Origin of the sequence: Campylobacter concisus, assembly GCF_902460875.1 — a bacterium.
GTDB classification, from domain to species: Bacteria; Campylobacterota; Campylobacteria; order Campylobacterales; family Campylobacteraceae; genus Campylobacter_A; species Campylobacter_A concisus_AA.
This window is the reverse complement of the sequence record NZ_CABPVR010000013.1, coordinates 30,466-46,032: the sequence shown is the minus strand read 5'-3', so window position 1 is coordinate 46,032 and position 15,567 is coordinate 30,466. Positions and strand designations below refer to the sequence as shown.

Here is a 15,567-nt window from a genome sequence, read left to right as displayed (position 1 = left end):
GCATTTTATTTACGATGCTAAATTTATTTATTTTTTATAGCCAGATCTCAAATGTAAATTTTGGCCATAAAATAGATTTTTTGTATATCGTTCCTTTCTTTTTTTTGATGATAGGAGCCTTTCATTTAAAAGCCCAAAATGAATATGTTACAAATACCAATAAAGATATCTCAATAGGATCAAAATGGCTACCAATAATAATAGTTTTGCCTTTGCTGTTACAGGAAGATCTAACATCTTTTAGCACACTTATCTCGCTATTTATCTTGGTTGTAAACGCTATTGTTAATTACTACGTTAAAAGCTCTATCGCAAGTAGAAAAATATTAGATTATGAGAGAAATCTTCATAGAGAGATGGAAAAGTCGATGCATGAGCGAACCAATGAACTTATGCTCGCAAATTTAAGACTTCAAGATATGTCTGAGAAAGACTATCTAACAGATCTTGGTAATAGAAATTTTATAGTAAATGAGCTTGAAAGAATGTGTAAAAGCATTTCTGAAGATGAGGAAACCGCAGTTTATTATATAAATTTAAGCCGTTTTAAAAGTATAAATACATCTTATGGGCATGAAATAGGCGATAGAATTTTAAAATTAGTTGCAAAAAGGATACTTGAAGTTTGCAATAGACAAGAGGCCATAGCAAGGATTAGTGCGGACGAATTTATCGTACTAGCAAAAATGGAGATAAATAGTCATACAAAACGCTTAAATCTTGGTATTGCCTTAAAAGACGCTATTGAAAAGCCAATTCAAATAGATAGATATCACTTTGGGCTTAAGTGCATAATAGGCATAGACGTAGCAACAAAAAATAGCACGGCAAATCCAAGAAATATTATAAAAAATGCAGATATGGCAATGTATTACGCCAAGAAAAATCCAGCTTTAAATCCTATGGTTTATAGCGATAAAATTAGCAATGAAATGCACCTAAGCTCAAGTATCGAGATCGCGCTTAAAAAAGCTAATTTGCAAGAAGACCTTCATGTATATTTTCAACCAATATTTGATCTAAAAATCGAAAAAATGATCTACGCAGAGGTTTTTTTATATTGGAAATCAGAAAAATTTGGCTTGATGGAAGCAAGCAAATTTATGAAAGAGGTCAATGTAAATAGTGATATTTTAAACGATATTTGCTCACTTTTAGTTTCAAAGACCATAGAGTATGTAGATAGATGGCAAAAAGAAAAACTCTTGATACCGAAAATAAGTATAAATGTTGCACAGATTCAAAGTAAATCAGAAAAATTTGTTTTAGATTTTGTTTCTAGCTTACGCTCTCACCATATAAATCCAGGGCTTTTTGAAATAGAATTTGGCGAAGAAATATGGACAAATAATTCTAAGACGCTTGATAAAATTTTTTCTATTCTCAAAGAAAATAATATAGATGTTTGTATAGATAATTTTGGCTCTGGATATACTTCATTTATTTATATTAGAAAATACGGTGTTAAGCATATAAAAATAGCAAGTGAATTTGTTGCTCAAGCATCAAATAGCAAAATAGATGCACAAATCGTATCTGCAATTATCGATTTAGCAAAGGCAATGAAGATAAAAGTTGGTGCAAAAGGCATAGAAAAAGAAGAAGACATTCGTTTCTTAAAAGAGCTTGATTGTAACGAAGTGCAAGGACTTTTTTTATCTCGTCCTATGAGTGCAGAAGAATTTGAAGACCTTGTAAGACAAGATCCTCAAATGATAGCTAAAGTTTAAATTTCAGCCTTTATCTCTTCGTTTGATTTTACGACCATGCCTGAGCCATGGATCACGCTTGGAACACAACTGGTGCAGATATCAACTTCTTCACCATTTTTATGAGCGTGGATAAAAACTGCATTTGTATCATCACTGCTTTTTAGTCCGCAAACATTGCAAACCACTAGATCTTTTTCTCTCATTTTTTCTCCTTTGAAATTTTTGCCTATTGTAGCTCTTAAATTTTATACATAAAATGATTTAAGTCAAGCTTACCTCGTGGCATTTAATAATTTTTTGTTATAATCCTTTAAAATTTTAAAAGGCCTAAAATGAATGAAAGAACGATTATTTTAGAGATGTTAAAGATGCAGCAAAGCCTAAATGATGAGACGAATGGGCTTGGCTGGGAAAATGGTTATACTAATAAAAATAAACTAATCAGCTGGAAACGTTGCATTTATATGGAGTGTGCTGAACTCATAGATAGCTTTGCATGGAAACACTGGAAGAGCATTGATGCCAAAACAGATGAGCAAAATTTACGCATAGAAGTTGTCGATATTTGGCACTTTATTATGAGCCTGGCTTTGCAAATTTATAAATCAAAACAGCTTGGGGATATAGAAACTTTAGCTGATGATATTTGCCAATCAAGTGGTTTTAGTGAGTTTTGCAAAGAGCCCTTAAGGATTGAAGACGAGAGTATTTATGAGATAATGAATGATGTTGAAATGCTCATACATGAGTGTAGTGGGTTTGACTACGATATATTTGATATTTTAAAAATTTACTTCTCTATGTCTTTAAAATGTGGCGTAAATTTATACTCACTTTATGAGTGCTACATCGCTAAAAACGTGCTAAATCGCTTCCGTCAAAATAATGGCTACAAAGAAGGCAGCTATAAGAAAAATTGGAACGGACGCGAAGATAATGAAGTGATGAGTGAAATTTTGTTAAATGGCGTTAGCAGGATCGATGAAATTTACGCCGCACTTGAGCATGAATATAAAAAGGTGAAATGATAAACCTTCTTCGCCTTGGCTTTAAAGATTTTTTTACAGCCAAATTTATAGCGCTATCCATCTTGCCACTTTGTCTTAGCATTTTTAGTCTTGCGTGGCTTACGATCTGGGGCGGCAGTGAGATATTTGATCTTTTAAGTGATAGCGCCAAAAATGAAAATTTTGCATTTTTAGAGCCAAACTCGGTGCTCTCTTTTATCGCTATTAAAATTTTAAGCTTTAGCGCCACAAAATGGATAGTTAGCATACTTTTTTATATTTTGAGCACCTTTTTAACGATAATTATTAGCATAATAATCGCTCTAGTCGTAGCTGGCTTTTTAACGCCGGTTGTAGCCAAAGAGATAAACAAAAGGCACTACAACTACGTGCTTAAAAACGAGGTTAGCACGGCTAGAGTGCTAAAGGTGATGATGGTTGAGATCATGAAATTTCTTGGGATCTTACTCGTTTGTTTGCCACTTTTATTTGTGCCGATCTTAAATTTCTTCATCATCAATGTGCCATTTTTTTACATCTACTATAAACTTTTGCTAATAGACGTTGGCTCAAATACGCTTGATAGTGATAAATTCGAACTTGCTCTTCTAGAGGGTGGTGGGATAAAATTTATAGTTTTTACATTTTTGTTTTATCTAATATCGCTTGTACCGCTTGTTGGGCTATTTTTTCAGCTTTATTTTGTGATAGTCTTGTCGCATCTTTTTTATCAAAGAGAAGCAGTCTTAAAAATTTAGAGCCAAATGGCTCTAAATTTATGCGTAGTAAGATAGCTTGTTGCTCTCATCAAGCAAGGTATCAAATAGCCTTTTTGTCGCACTTAGTAAATTTTTGTTCGCATTATTTTGAGTTAGAAGCTCGTCAAACATTTTTAGCATATTGTCATTTATGAAATTTTTGTGATTTAGATCTTTTGGCTCAGGCAACATCTGCTTGATCTTGTTTGAAAGATCACTTATGCTTTGACTGCTACCTGCGATCTTGTCGCCCTCTTTGACATTTTTCATAAATTCATTTACTTGCGGACGAATTTGCTTCATCGCCTCTTCTATCTCTTTCATATCCTGCTCGTCTATGCCATTTCCTTTATATAAAAACTCATAGCCGTATTCGTGAGTTAGAGTTAGACTTCTTTGGCTTGAAGTGCCATTTTTCTGGCTCGAAAACTCCAAGCTTTTGTTATCATACATCGAAAAGCTTATCTCATCGCCTGAGCTAGTTTTCATCGAAAAGCTCATGTTGTTGTAGCTTCCTTGAGAGTAAAAATTTGTTTGCATTATTAAATCCTTTTGGAGCTAAATCGGCAAAATTTTAATTTCATAAAGCAAAATTTTGTAAAATGCGTCAAAAAAGGACGGGCGATGTGTTGTTTTGGGACTAGGATCTTTTTGCTGATGCTTATCACTGTTTTAAGCTTCGTTTTTGCTAAGCTTTGCCCTGTTTTGCCAGTCGTTGGCTACTACTTGATACTTGCAAATTTGCTTGCCATTTTGATGTTTTCACTATTTTTTAAAGGGCTTTTGCCAAGCTTTGTAAAGGTAAATGCGATCCACTATTTTTCGCTAATTGGTGGCTTTTTAGGAGCATTTTTAATGATGCTTGTTTTTAAAAAAGTTGCAAAAGATAATTTTACTCTAATAGAGCTTATTATTTTTACGCTTTGGGTGCTGATAATCGCCGTAGTCATCTTTAAATTTCAAGCCATTCTTGACATTTTTAGAGGAATTTAGATGGATGAGAGGATAGTTAAATTTTTAAAAAAGATGCATCTTGCAAGTGTTTGCGCCATCGATGATGATGGGCAGCCTTACGCTTTTAGTGCATTTTACGCCTTTGATGAGGTGAATTTTTACCTTTTGCTAGCTAGCTCTGATGAGAGTTCTCATATCAAATTTTTAAAAAACTCAAAGCTTGTTGCTGGCACGGTCGCTCTTGATACAAAGATCGTTGGTAAGATAGAGGGCGTACAGTTTCAAGGAGTGATGAGCGAGGCTAGCGCAAATGAACGAGAAATTTACTTTAAAAGATTTTTTTATGCAAAAGCAATGGATCCAAAAATTTGGTGCATAAATCTTGAAAAACTAAAATTTACGAGTAATGTCCTTGGTTTTGGTAAAAAGATAAAGTGGGAAAGAAGCGATAAAATTTAGACGTTAAGCTTATATAAGCTACAATCATTGAAAAATTAGAAAAAAATAAGGAGAATTTATGAAATTTAGCGGAAAAAACGTGCTAATAACAGGTGCAAGCAGAGGTATCGGTGCACAAATCGCAAAGACGCTTGCAAATATGGGCTTAAAAGTATGGATAAACTACCGCTCAAAACCTGAGATAGCAGACGCTTTACAAGCTGAGATCGAGCAAAATGGTGGCAAGGCTGCAGTGATAAAATTTGACGCGACAGACGAAGATGAGTTTATAAAAGGTATAAATTTGATAGTCGATAGCGACGGCGAGCTAAGCTATCTTGTAAATAACGCCGGCATTACAAACGACAAACTAGCACTTCGCATGAAAACTAGCGAATTTACAGATGTGATAAATGCAAATTTAACTTCAGCTTTTATAGGATGCAGAGAGGCTTTGAAAGTGATGAGCAAAAAGCGCTTTGGAGCGGTCGTAAACGTTGCTTCTATCGTTGGTGAGATGGGAAATGCAGGACAGGTAAACTATTCAGCCAGCAAGGGCGGACTGATTGCTATGAGTAAGAGCTTTGCAAAAGAGGGTGCAAGCAGAAATATACGCTTTAACAGCGTAACTCCGGGCTTTATCGAGACTGATATGACGCATGGGCTAAGTGATGAGGTGAAAAAAACTTATAGCGATAATATCCCGTTAAAACGTTTCGGCAGTGCTAGTGAAGTAGCTGAGGCAGTAGCGTTTTTACTAAGTGATCACGCAAGCTACGTAACTGGCGAGACGCTAAAAATAAATGGCGGACTTTATATGTAATGAAATTTCAACAAGTTTTGAAATTTAAAATAAATAAAAGCGTAAATATTATAAGATAACAGACATTTTTTATAAGGAGACCTTAAAATGGCAGTATTTGAAGACGTAAGAGACGTAGTTGTAGAGCAACTAAGTGTAGATCCACAAGCAGTAAAATTAGAGTCTAAAATCATTGAGGATTTAGGCGCTGATTCACTTGACGTTGTAGAGCTAGTTATGGCTTTAGAAGAGAAATTTGAAGTAGAAATTCCTGATAGCGAAGCAGAGAAATTAATAAGCATTCAAGACGTTGTAAATTATATAGAAAAACTAGGTAAATAATTAAATTTACACAGTTTGATTTAAGGAGATGTATTGAAACGAGTCGTTGTAACTGGTATAGGCATGATAAACGCACTTGGCCTTGACAAAGAGAGTTCTTTTAAGGCTATTTGCGAGGGTAAAACAGGTGTGAAAGAGATCACGAGCTTTGATGTAAGTGACTTTCCTGTTAAAATTGCTGCCGAGATAACTGATTTTGATCCAAATAGCATTTTAGACGGCAAAGAGGTGAAAAAAGTAGATCGTTTCATACAGCTTGGCATAAAAGCATCTAATGAAGCTATGGCTGATGCGAATTTTAAAGAGTTTGATGCTCATAAATTTGGCGTTAGCTCGGCAGCTGGCATAGGTGGTTTGCCAAATATTGAGAAAAACTCAATTACATACTTTGAAAAAGGCGTAAAGAGAATTTCGCCATTTTTTATTCCATCGGCACTTGTAAATATGCTAGGTGGCATAGTTTCTATAAATCACGGGCTTAAGGGTCCAAATTTATCTAGTGTAACGGCATGTGCAGCAAGCACTCATGCGATATCACAAGCTGCAAAATGCATTATGATTGGTCAAGCTACAAATATGCTAGTTATCGGCGCTGAGTCTACTATTTGTGGTGTAGGTATAGGTGGCTTTGCAGCAATGAAAGCTCTCTCAACTAGAAATGATGAGCCAAGTAAGGCATCAAGGCCATTTGATGCAAATCGTGATGGTTTTGTAATGGGTGAAGGAGCCGGTGCACTTGTGCTTGAAGAGTATGAGTCAGCTATTGCAAGAGGTGCTAAAATTTACGCTGAAGTAGTTGGATTTGGTGAGAGCGGAGATGCTCATCATATCACATCACCAACACTTGAAGGGCCACTAAGTGCAATGAAGCAGGCTTTAGAAATGGCAAAAGGTATAAAGATAGATTATGTCAATGCGCATGGTACTTCAACGCCTGTAAATGATAAGAATGAAACAGCGGCATTAAAAGCAGTTTTTGGTGATAAATGTCCACCAGTTAGCTCAACAAAAGGTCAAACTGGACACTGTCTAGGTGGTGCTGGTGCGATTGAGGCTGTTATATCTATAATGGCAATGAGAGACGGCATCATCCCTCCAACAATAAACTACGAAACTCCTGATCCAGAGTGCGATCTAGACTACGTTCCAAATAAAGCTAGAAAAGCTGATATAAAAGCTGTTATGAGCAACTCATTTGGCTTTGGTGGCACGAATGGCGTCGTAATATTTAAAAAGTTGGATTAAGATGTCAAATTATTTAGATTTTGAAAAAAGCATAAAGCAAATTGATGAAGATATAGCAAATGCTAAGATCAGAGGCGATGAACATGCTGTTGAAATTTTAAATAAGAATTTATCCAAAGAGATATCAAAAGTATATAAAAATTTAAACGAATATCAACGTTTGCAACTTGCTCGTCATCCAGATAGACCATATTCTATTGATTATATTAATGCGTTTTTGATTGATGGATATGAGATTCATGGAGATAGAGCATTTAGAGATGATCCAGCAATAGTTTGCTACATCGGCTATATCGGAGGCAAAAAGACTATTGTTATAGGCGAGCAAAAGGGCCGTGGCACTAAAAATAAATTAAGAAGAAATTTTGGTATGCCTCATCCTGAGGGTTATCGAAAGGCTCTTAGAGTTGCAAAAATGGCTGAAAAATTTAATTTACCCATTTTATTTCTCATAGACACTCCAGGAGCATACCCAGGTGTTGGAGCTGAAGAGCGAGGACAAAGTGAAGCTATAGCTAGAAATTTATTTGAGTTTGCAAATTTAAAAACTCCAATAATTGCTGTTGTTATCGGCGAAGGTGGAAGTGGCGGTGCTTTAGCTATTGGTGTGGCTGATAGACTTGCTATGATGAAAAATTCTGTGTTTTCGGTTATTTCGCCAGAAGGCTGTGCGGCAATACTTTGGAATGATCCAGCTAAACAAGAACAAGCCACAAAATCTATGAAAATAACAGCTGATGATTTAAAAAGTCTATCACTGATTGATGCTGTTATAGATGAGCCGATAAATGGAGCTCATAGAGACAAAGAAGGTGCTGCAAAAGCACTTGCAAATTATTTTATCTCAGAGTTAGCTGTGCTTGAAAAGTTTGATATAAATGATCTTGTAGCAAAAAGAATAGAAAAAATCCTTTCTATCGGAGCATTTGAAGAATAAATTTATAGTCACAACAATTTTATAAGAATACTTATCAAATTTGTTTGTGGCATCATCTACCAAAATACTAAAATAATTTAAAAATCGATATAAATTTAATCGCTTTAACAGCCATAATTTTTATACTAGCTTTTATATCTTTAAGATTTAAACACTAAAATTGTTAATGTTAAATCCACATAAAGAGTATTAATGAATAAATTTCAAGAAAAATATATCACTCTTTCAAAAGAATATTATAAAAATAATGGCAATGTTTCTAGTATTGAGGCACTCTATCAGTTTAAAGAAGAGTTGGAAAATTGTGATGACATTTGCGCAAAGTATGTTTTAGTCGATATTTATCAGCTTTTATCTATGAGAAAGAGTGCTTACGACTTACTTTTAAAAATACATGACAAAAGTGATAAAAAGCAGCTAAAGGCACTTGGCTATCTAGTGCAATTCATTGACGAAAATGATAAATGTGCGCTGCCTCGCCCAAAAAGTAGAGGTCAAATTTTGGCTCAAAAAGATAAAGCCTCCACACTACCAAAATTTATCTATCATCCCAATCCTTTAAGAGCCGGCGCATTTAAAGATGATATGAATATAGTGTGTGAGTGCTGCGGCAAAGATACTGAAGTTTATTATAACGGTAGCATTTATTGCGAGCAAGATATTTCGTATCTTTGTCCTACTTGTATTTCTAGCGGTATGGCTGCTAAGAAATTTGACGCTACATTTGTGCAAGATGCTGATAAGCTATCTGCAAGTGATGCTAAAAAGGATGACGAACTCTTTAGAAGAACCCCGGGCTACGAGAGCTGGCAGGGCGAGCATTGGATAGCTTGTTGTGATGATTACTGCGAATTTTTAGGTGACGTTGGCACAAAAGAGCTTGAAGAAATGGGTATAGCAGACTAGGTCTTTGAGGACTATGCAAAAAGAGCCGAATATAACGATAAAATGCTACGCGAACATCTTGTTAAAGCTGGCGATATTGCCGGATATTTGTTTCGTTGTCTGCATTGTAAGAAGTATCATATATACGTTGATGCTTGTTAAAGAGGAAAATATGGATATTTCAAAAATTTCTAAAGGTTGTAAAGAACGTGGACTGGATGAACTTTTTAAACTTTTATCGCCACTAGCAAGAAATGCCATAAGGATAGATGCGCAAGCTAAAAATGACGATGATATCGCCATTGGAGCGTCTAAATTTGGCGGCTCGCCAGATCTGCCAGATAGTTTAGCATGGCCTTCAAATGAAAATGGTGCTTTAAGTTTTGTGGCACAGATAAATTTTGCTGAAGCTAGCAAATTTGACATTGACTCACTACTGCTAAAAAGCGGAATGCTCTATCTCTTTTATGATAGAAATTTGCGTATTTGGGGCTATGATCCTACCGATAAAAATGGCTTTGCAGTGATCTTTTCTGATGTAAATCATGGGCCACTTTCTCGCAGGAGAGCGGAGAGCTTAGAGGGAGAAAATTCTACGTTTAACGCACGCTTGCTTAGCTTTGAAAATGAGATAAATTTGCCAAATTTACAAAGCTCGATTGTGCCATTTAGTAAAATTAGTGAGGCTGAGTGGGAGGCCTATCATGAGGTTATTGAGCCAAGCTGGCAGGTTAAAGAAAATAAGCTCCTTGGGCACTCTGATAATGTCCAAGATGGTATGGAGCCAGAGTGTGAGCTAGTTACAAATGGGCTTAGCTGTGGTGATGGTAGCGCTTATCACCACCCAAGAATAGCAGAATTTGAGAAAAATTCTGCCCAGTGGCAACTACTTTTACAGATAGATAGTGATGATGAGGGCGATATGGACTGGGACGGAGAGGGCAGAATTTATCTGTGGATAAAAAGGGATGATCTTTTAGCACGCGATTTTAGCAAGACGTGGCTAATTTTGCAAACGAGTTAAGACTGCTAAATTCATAAAAGATAAAAATTAAAATTTATAGAGAAATTTTATACTAGGGTTACACAATAAATTTTATTAGCATTTTTGGTGCGATTGCCAAAATTTCACTGCCATTTATGCCACTATCTACTTAAATATATAAAATAACCAAAGATGCTAATGCCCAAATTTAGGCAAAATTTAGTAAAATCCTTAAAAATTTTAAAGGCAAAATTATGTTTAATGGCTTGATTCGTGAGATCGCACAGGTTGTTAGTTATTCACAAAATATTTTAAGGCTAAAGGCAAATTTTCGTCCAAATTTAGGCGATAGCATTGCTGTAAATGGTGCTTGCCTGAGCGTAATAAAACTGCATGAAGATGGCTTTAGTGTGGAGCTAAGCGCGGAGAGTAGAGCAAATATCGCGGTTGAAAATTTAAAAGAAAGAGTGCATATCGAGCCAGCGATGAAGCTAGGAGACCGAGTAGATGGGCATTTGATGCAAGGACATATCGATTTTATCGGTAAAATTTCAAATATTAAAAAGAATGAGAATGGGGTTGATTTTTACATCGACTTGCCGCACGATGCTATGAGCTTGATGTCAAATAAAGGCTCAGTGGGCGTCGAGGGCGTGAGCCTAACGATAAATGAAATTTTGCCAAAGGGTATAAGGCTCACAATCATACCAATCACTTTTAGAGATAGCCTTTTTGGTACTTTTAAGGTCGGCAGGCGCGTAAATATCGAGAGCGACTTGCTGGCTCGCTACGTGGCTAGGATGCTTGAGACTAAGCAAAATAGCGGCCTTAGCTGGGACGAGGTCGAGAGAATTTCAAGCCTCTACTAAGCGAGCGAAGATGCGTGAAAATTTAGAGATCGTCTTTGATAAAAATGGCGTATTAGCTGGCTTTACAAATAGATTTGGCGGTGTGAGTGAGGGTGCTTATGAGAGCTTAAATTTAGCAGATCATGTTGGCGATGATCCGCTAATGGTCGCACAAAATCGTAAAATTTTAGCAACAGCACTTGGCATTATGCCTGTTAATTTAAAATTTATGAGCCAAATCCACTCAAATAAAGTGGAAATTTTGCAAGATTTTAACGACGATCTACCTCCATGCGATGGTGTGATAACATCACTAAAAGGCGTGGCGCTTTGCGTCTTAGTCGCTGACTGTGCGCCTGTTTTGATAATAGATGAACATCTTGGCGTAGTCGCAGCTGTGCATGCGGGACGCGCAGGCGTTACTAGTAAAATTTGCACAAATGCAGTGGGACTGATGACGAGTGAGTTTGGTTGTCGTGCTAGTAATTTACGCGTATTTATAGGCGCAAATATCAAAGTGCAAAACTACGAAGTAGGCAAGCTAGATCTTGGTGAATTTAACCGATATAAAAATGATGGAAAATTTGATATAAACGCAGCTTTATTAGACGAATTTGCTAAGCTCGGGGTAGAGCAAATATCGCTAGATCCTCGTTGCACTTTTGAGAGAGATGAATTATTCTCATACCGCAAACAGAGTAGGACTGGGCGTTTTTGCGGATTTGTGATGAATAGAGCCATATCGGTAAATAGTAAAAAATAAAAGTAAATTTTTAGCTTCATTGCTTGCCTATTAAAATTTGCCAGCTAAATTGTATTGAACGTTTTGATATTTAATTTGATCTAAAAAATGGCTAAATATAATAATTTTTAGCTACAATTTGACATCAAATCTCAAAAATAACAACAAGGAAAATCATGAAAATAGGTAAAATTTTGACCGCCATTATGTTAACAGGAGCCTTTTATATGGCGCAAGCACACATGTTTTGGGTAGATGGAGCTAATGATGAAAAGCTAGGAAAATTTATCGCAAATATGGGTTATAGCGACGATTTTCCAAAGCTAGAGCCTATTATGGCCGAACGCGTCCATCTTTTTGCGCCAATTACTGTAATAAGTAAAGATGGTAGCAAAAAGAAGCTTACACAAAGTGGCGAGAACTACCGCTACGAGGGCGAAAGATTAGATAAAGGCACATATATCTTACTAGCACAGCAAAATCCTATGTATTCGCTTAAAAAACGTAGTGATGGCAAGTGGCTAATAGACAAAACAAAGCTTGATCTAAAGGATCTAAGCGATATACAGATTTGCCGGCTGATGACGATAACATCTAAAAGAGTCTTAAATTTAGGTGAAATAGATGGCTTCGTAACTAAACCTGTTGGAGTTAAAATCGAGATCGTGCCACTACAAAATCCTGCGGAATTTAGAGTAGATAAGCCTTTTAAATTGCAGGTTTTTACTGATGGAAAGCCGCTAGAGCGAGCTAAGCTAACTGGTACTTTTGCTGGATTTTTAGACCATAAGCACGCGTTTTATGGTGTGACTGATGAGCAAGGCATCACTGAAGTATTAGCTCTAAGACCAGGATTTTGGGTATTTGAAGTTATTTATGAAAGACCTTATCCAGATGCTACGAAGTGTGACAAAGAGACGTTAAAAACGACGCTTAGTTTTGAGATAAAAGAATAAAAGTTTGATATAAATTTGAGTCCAAATTTATTATAAATTTTTTATAACCACTTTGTAATTTTGAAAGTAGAGAAAGAATGCCTTACGAAAACTTTAAATCAAAAAATCCTCTTGTGCTAAAAATTACTACAAACGCAAGAAAATTTGGCGTAGAAACACTACAAAACGAGGAGTTTGTAAGCATTCTTTTAAATGTTAAGAAGCTTGAAATTTCATCCGAACAAAGGCAAGCAATGGCAGAAATTTTTGCTAAATTAATAAAAATCGAAGAAGACTCACAATTAAGTAAATAAACTTTAGTTTAAATTCATATTATTTTAAGTATAATCCCCCTTTATTTCACACACGGCAATCCTAAATTTGGTTGTGCGAAAGCATTAATGGTCGTGGAGGATAAAACTAAATTCAAGGCAAAATGCCTAAAACAAGGAGAAACTCATGGTAACTATGAGAGATTTATTAGAGTGTGGCGTACATTTTGGTCACCAAACACGCCGCTGGAACCCAAAGATGAAAAAATTTATCTTTGGTGAGAGAAAAGGTATCTATATTATAGATCTACAAAAGACTATCCGCTACTTCCGCTATACTTATAACATCGTTCGTGACGCAGCTGCTGAAGGTAAGTCAGTGCTATTTGTTGGTACTAAAAAACAAGCTATCGATGCTATCAAAGAGTACGCTGAAAAATGTGGAATGCCTTATGTAAATCACCGCTGGTTAGGTGGTATGATGACAAACTTTGGCACTATCCGCCAATCTATCCGCAAACTAGAAGTTATCGAAACTATGGAAGAAGATGGTTCGATAAATTTGTTAACTAAAAAAGAGGCTTTAATGCTTCGCCGCAAAAAAGAGAAGCTTATCGCAACTCTTGGTGGTATCCGCAATATGAAAAGCCTACCTGATATGATATTTGTCGTTGATACAGTTAAAGAAAAGATCGCTGTTCAAGAGGCTAACCGTTTAAAAATCCCAGTTGTAGCACCGATCGATACAAACTGCGATCCTGACGTTGTCGACTATCCGATCCCAGGAAACGACGATGCGATCCGTTCTGTTCAGCTTTTCTGCCAAGAGATGGCTGAGGCTATCAACGAAGGCAAATCACTTCTTGAGCAAGATGGTGGCGAGCAAGCTGCTGGCGAAGAAGTAAGCCAAGACGAGAAAGACGCGGTTGTAGCTGAAGCTATGAGCGAAGAAGACTTTGGCGAGGACGAAGAATAATGGAAATAACTGCACAAATGGTAAAAGAGCTCCGCGAATCAACCGGAGCTGGCATGATGGACTGCAAAAAGGCACTTGGCGAAGCAAATGGCGATATGGAAAAAGCTGTTGATATACTTCGTGAAAAGGGTCTTGGTCAAGCTGCTAAAAAGGCTGACCGCCTTGCAAGCGAGGGCTTAGTAAGTGTTGAAGTTTGCTCAAAATGCAAAAAAGCAACTATTAGCGAGATCAACTCTGAAACTGACTTCGTTGCTAGAAATCCACAGTTTCAAGCACTTGCAAAAGATGCAACAGCTCATATCCAATCAAGTGGCATAACAACAGTTGAAGAGCTAAACGCAAGCACTTTAAATGGTGTTAATTTTGAAGATTACTTCAAAACTCAGATCGCAACTATCGGTGAAAACCTTGTAGTTCGTCGCTTTGAGACTATTAGCGCTGATGATAAGGGCGTGGTAAATGGCTATGTTCACTCAAATGGCCGCGTTGGCGTACTTATCGGTGCAGCTTGCGAAAGTGCTGAAGTTGCAAACAAAGCAGCTGAATTTATAAGAAATTTATGTATGCACGCAGCTGCTATGAAGCCAAGCGTTATAAGCTACAAAGACCTTGATAAAGAGTTTGTTGAGAAAGAATTTATCGCACTTCGCGCTGAACTTGAAAAAGAAAATGAAGAGCTAAAACGCCTAGGTAAGCCACTTCACCACATCCCTGAGTATGCTAGCCGCTGCCAGATAGGTGAGGCAGAGCTTGCAAAAGCTACAAAAGCGATCGAAGAAGAGCTAAAAGCTGAGGGCAAACCTGAGAAAATTTGGGACAAGATCATCCCTGGCAAGATCGAGAGATTTTACGCTGATAACACAGTGCTTGACCAACGCCTTACACTTTTAGGCCAGTTTTATGTAATGGACGATAAAAAGACTATCGAACAAGTTATCGAAGAGAAGAGCAAAGAGCTTGGCGGCAAGATCGAGATCGTAAAATACGTTCGTTTCGAGCTTGGCGAAGGCTTAGAGAAAAAAGTAGATGACTTTGCTGCAGAAGTTGCTGCTCAAATAGGCTAATGGAAATTTTAAGAGCGTCTAATCTAGGCTTTGCGTATGATTATACGCTCTTTAACAATATAAATTTAACCCTCAATCAAAAACAAAGCATCGCGATAACTGGCGTTAGCGGTTGTGGCAAATCAACGCTTTTACACATACTTTCAACACTTTTAAAACCAAATTTTGGTGAGGTCATCTATCAAGATAGATCGATCTATGAGCTTTCTCAAAACGAGCTTTTGGCCATTAGAAGGCTTCATTTCGGCATTATTTTCCAGTCGCACTATCTTTTTAAAGGATTTAGTGCTTATGAAAATATTGAGCTTGCTAGTATTTTATCTGGTGAAAAGATAGAAAAAAATGATCTTGAAGCGCTTAAAATTTCAAGTGTGATAAATCAAAAAGTTGGCGAGCTAAGTGGCGGCCAGCAGCAGCGCGTCAGCATTGCTAGAGTGCTTACTAAAAAGCCAAAGATCATCTTTGCAGACGAGCCAACGGGTAACCTTGACAAGCAAACAGCGAATGAAGTGATGCAAGTTTTATTTGACTATATAAATGAAAATAACGCTGCCCTTGTTCTAGTCACTCATGACAACGAACTAGCAGCTAAATGCGACAACTCATACAAGCTTGAGAACAAAGAACTTGTGCAAATTTCTTAAATTTTAAAAACTAAAATTTAT

Annotated in this window: 19 protein-coding genes and 1 pseudogene; 18 read left to right on the top strand and 2 right to left on the bottom strand. The window is 36.7% G+C overall.

Annotated features, from left to right (window positions below):
- Positions 1–1,730: bifunctional diguanylate cyclase/phosphodiesterase (locus tag F3H01_RS08830; protein WP_223155403.1), on the top strand; the 1,730-nt coding region annotated here is incomplete at its 5' end.
- On the opposite strand, the gene F3H01_RS08825 is transcribed toward F3H01_RS08830, so the two are convergent.
- Positions 1,727–1,915, bottom strand: a complete 189-nt coding sequence (locus tag F3H01_RS08825; protein WP_021091806.1) for a hypothetical protein — start codon at positions 1,913–1,915, stop codon at positions 1,727–1,729. The genes F3H01_RS08830 and F3H01_RS08825 overlap by 4 nt on opposite strands.
- 129 nt (positions 1,916–2,044) lie before the next feature.
- Here F3H01_RS08825 and dut point away from each other — a divergent pair, with 129 nt between their 5' ends.
- Complete coding sequence (gene dut, locus F3H01_RS08820; RefSeq protein WP_149725524.1) at positions 2,045–2,740, top strand: dUTPase; 696 nt, start codon at positions 2,045–2,047, stop codon at positions 2,738–2,740.
- Positions 2,737–3,477 carry an EI24 domain-containing protein gene (locus F3H01_RS08815; RefSeq protein WP_149725523.1) on the top strand — a complete coding sequence of 247 codons (741 nt, stop codon included), beginning with the start codon at positions 2,737–2,739 and terminating at the stop codon, positions 3,475–3,477. The genes dut and F3H01_RS08815 overlap by 4 nt, the downstream gene beginning before the upstream one ends.
- Positions 3,478–3,495: 18 nt before the next feature.
- On the opposite strand, the gene F3H01_RS08810 is transcribed toward F3H01_RS08815, so the two are convergent.
- Positions 3,496–4,017, bottom strand: coding sequence for an ATP/GTP-binding protein (locus tag F3H01_RS08810; RefSeq protein ID WP_149725522.1), 522 nt, complete (start codon positions 4,015–4,017; stop codon positions 3,496–3,498).
- 84 nt (positions 4,018–4,101) lie between these two features.
- Between F3H01_RS08810 and F3H01_RS08805 the strand changes: the two genes are divergently transcribed.
- The 15 genes and pseudogenes from F3H01_RS08805 (at position 4,102) to F3H01_RS08735 (ending at position 15,546) form a co-directional block, all read left to right on the top strand.
- Positions 4,102–4,470, top strand: coding sequence for an L-arabinose ABC transporter (locus F3H01_RS08805; protein ID WP_223155402.1), 369 nt, complete (start codon positions 4,102–4,104; stop codon positions 4,468–4,470).
- Positions 4,471–4,890: a pyridoxamine 5'-phosphate oxidase family protein gene (locus F3H01_RS08800; protein WP_149725521.1), complete on the top strand. Its 420-nt coding sequence runs from the start codon at positions 4,471–4,473 to the stop codon at positions 4,888–4,890.
- Positions 4,891–4,948: 58 nt separating this feature from the next.
- Positions 4,949–5,692: a 3-oxoacyl-ACP reductase FabG gene (fabG, locus tag F3H01_RS08795; protein ID WP_021083753.1), complete on the top strand. Its 744-nt coding sequence runs from the start codon at positions 4,949–4,951 to the stop codon at positions 5,690–5,692.
- 87 nt (positions 5,693–5,779) lie between these two features.
- The gene (acpP, locus tag F3H01_RS08790; RefSeq protein WP_021091725.1) at positions 5,780–6,013 is read left to right on the top strand and encodes an acyl carrier protein; all 234 of its coding nucleotides are present in this window, start codon (positions 5,780–5,782) and stop codon (positions 6,011–6,013) included.
- A gap of 33 nt (positions 6,014–6,046) precedes the next feature.
- Entirely contained in the window at positions 6,047–7,258 is a 1,212-nt protein-coding gene (locus F3H01_RS08785; RefSeq protein ID WP_103640884.1) for a beta-ketoacyl-ACP synthase II, read from the top strand.
- 1 nt (position 7,259) lies between these two features.
- Positions 7,260–8,195, top strand: a complete 936-nt coding sequence (accA, locus tag F3H01_RS08780) for an acetyl-CoA carboxylase carboxyl transferase subunit alpha (protein ID WP_149725520.1) — start codon at positions 7,260–7,262, stop codon at positions 8,193–8,195.
- Positions 8,196–8,387: 192 nt separating this feature from the next.
- Positions 8,388–9,242 (top strand): annotated as a pseudogene (locus F3H01_RS09650) (CbrC family protein).
- The gene (locus tag F3H01_RS08770; protein ID WP_316349610.1) at positions 9,232–10,104 is read left to right on the top strand and encodes a YwqG family protein; all 873 of its coding nucleotides are present in this window, start codon (positions 9,232–9,234) and stop codon (positions 10,102–10,104) included. The pseudogene F3H01_RS09650 and the gene F3H01_RS08770 overlap by 11 nt, the downstream one beginning before the upstream one ends.
- 215 nt (positions 10,105–10,319) lie before the next feature.
- A complete protein-coding gene (gene ribE / locus F3H01_RS08765) occupies positions 10,320–10,934 on the top strand; it encodes a riboflavin synthase (RefSeq protein WP_149725518.1) in 615 nt (204 codons plus the stop codon).
- A gap of 10 nt (positions 10,935–10,944) precedes the next feature.
- Positions 10,945–11,676 (top strand): purine nucleoside phosphorylase YfiH/LACC1 family protein, encoded by a 732-nt coding sequence (locus tag F3H01_RS08760; protein WP_149725517.1) that lies wholly within the window; start codon positions 10,945–10,947, stop codon positions 11,674–11,676.
- 155 nt (positions 11,677–11,831) lie between these two features.
- Complete coding sequence (locus F3H01_RS08755; RefSeq protein ID WP_149725516.1) at positions 11,832–12,611, top strand: DUF4198 domain-containing protein; 780 nt, start codon at positions 11,832–11,834, stop codon at positions 12,609–12,611.
- Positions 12,612–12,688: 77 nt separating this feature from the next.
- Complete coding sequence (locus F3H01_RS08750) at positions 12,689–12,904, top strand: acetyltransferase (protein WP_021091731.1); 216 nt, start codon at positions 12,689–12,691, stop codon at positions 12,902–12,904.
- A gap of 145 nt (positions 12,905–13,049) precedes the next feature.
- A complete protein-coding gene (rpsB, locus tag F3H01_RS08745) occupies positions 13,050–13,838 on the top strand; it encodes a 30S ribosomal protein S2 (RefSeq protein ID WP_002941277.1) in 789 nt (262 codons plus the stop codon).
- Positions 13,838–14,902 (top strand): translation elongation factor Ts, encoded by a 1,065-nt coding sequence (tsf, locus tag F3H01_RS08740; RefSeq protein WP_149725515.1) that lies wholly within the window; start codon positions 13,838–13,840, stop codon positions 14,900–14,902. Before rpsB ends, tsf begins: the two co-directional genes overlap by 1 nt.
- On the top strand, positions 14,902–15,546 hold the full coding sequence (locus F3H01_RS08735) for an ABC transporter ATP-binding protein (RefSeq protein ID WP_149725514.1): 645 nt from the start codon (positions 14,902–14,904) through the stop codon (positions 15,544–15,546). The genes tsf and F3H01_RS08735 overlap by 1 nt, the downstream gene beginning before the upstream one ends.
- The last annotated feature ends 21 nt before the right edge of the window (positions 15,547–15,567 follow it).

What these genes read in the sequence shown, in the direction of transcription:
- F3H01_RS08825 (WP_021091806.1), bottom strand. Translation starts at nt 1,915, where the DNA reads ATGAGAGAAAAAGATCTAGTGGTTTGCAATGTTTGCGGACTAAAAAGC.
- dut (WP_149725524.1), top strand. Translation starts at nt 2,045, where the DNA reads ATGAATGAAAGAACGATTATTTTAGAGATGTTAAAGATGCAGCAAAGC.
- F3H01_RS08815 (WP_149725523.1), top strand. Translation starts at nt 2,737, where the DNA reads ATGATAAACCTTCTTCGCCTTGGCTTTAAAGATTTTTTTACAGCCAAA.
- F3H01_RS08810 (WP_149725522.1), bottom strand. Translation starts at nt 4,017, where the DNA reads ATGCAAACAAATTTTTACTCTCAAGGAAGCTACAACAACATGAGCTTT.
- F3H01_RS08805 (WP_223155402.1), top strand. Translation starts at nt 4,102, where the DNA reads ATGTGTTGTTTTGGGACTAGGATCTTTTTGCTGATGCTTATCACTGTT.
- F3H01_RS08800 (WP_149725521.1), top strand. Translation starts at nt 4,471, where the DNA reads ATGGATGAGAGGATAGTTAAATTTTTAAAAAAGATGCATCTTGCAAGT.
- fabG (WP_021083753.1), top strand. Translation starts at nt 4,949, where the DNA reads ATGAAATTTAGCGGAAAAAACGTGCTAATAACAGGTGCAAGCAGAGGT.
- acpP (WP_021091725.1), top strand. Translation starts at nt 5,780, where the DNA reads ATGGCAGTATTTGAAGACGTAAGAGACGTAGTTGTAGAGCAACTAAGT.
- accA (WP_149725520.1), top strand. Translation starts at nt 7,260, where the DNA reads ATGTCAAATTATTTAGATTTTGAAAAAAGCATAAAGCAAATTGATGAA.
- F3H01_RS08770 (WP_316349610.1), top strand. Translation starts at nt 9,232, where the DNA reads ATGCTTGTTAAAGAGGAAAATATGGATATTTCAAAAATTTCTAAAGGT.
- ribE (WP_149725518.1), top strand. Translation starts at nt 10,320, where the DNA reads ATGTTTAATGGCTTGATTCGTGAGATCGCACAGGTTGTTAGTTATTCA.
- F3H01_RS08760 (WP_149725517.1), top strand. Translation starts at nt 10,945, where the DNA reads ATGCGTGAAAATTTAGAGATCGTCTTTGATAAAAATGGCGTATTAGCT.
- F3H01_RS08755 (WP_149725516.1), top strand. Translation starts at nt 11,832, where the DNA reads ATGAAAATAGGTAAAATTTTGACCGCCATTATGTTAACAGGAGCCTTT.
- F3H01_RS08750 (WP_021091731.1), top strand. Translation starts at nt 12,689, where the DNA reads ATGCCTTACGAAAACTTTAAATCAAAAAATCCTCTTGTGCTAAAAATT.
- rpsB (WP_002941277.1), top strand. Translation starts at nt 13,050, where the DNA reads ATGGTAACTATGAGAGATTTATTAGAGTGTGGCGTACATTTTGGTCAC.
- tsf (WP_149725515.1), top strand. Translation starts at nt 13,838, where the DNA reads ATGGAAATAACTGCACAAATGGTAAAAGAGCTCCGCGAATCAACCGGA.
- F3H01_RS08735 (WP_149725514.1), top strand. Translation starts at nt 14,902, where the DNA reads ATGGAAATTTTAAGAGCGTCTAATCTAGGCTTTGCGTATGATTATACG.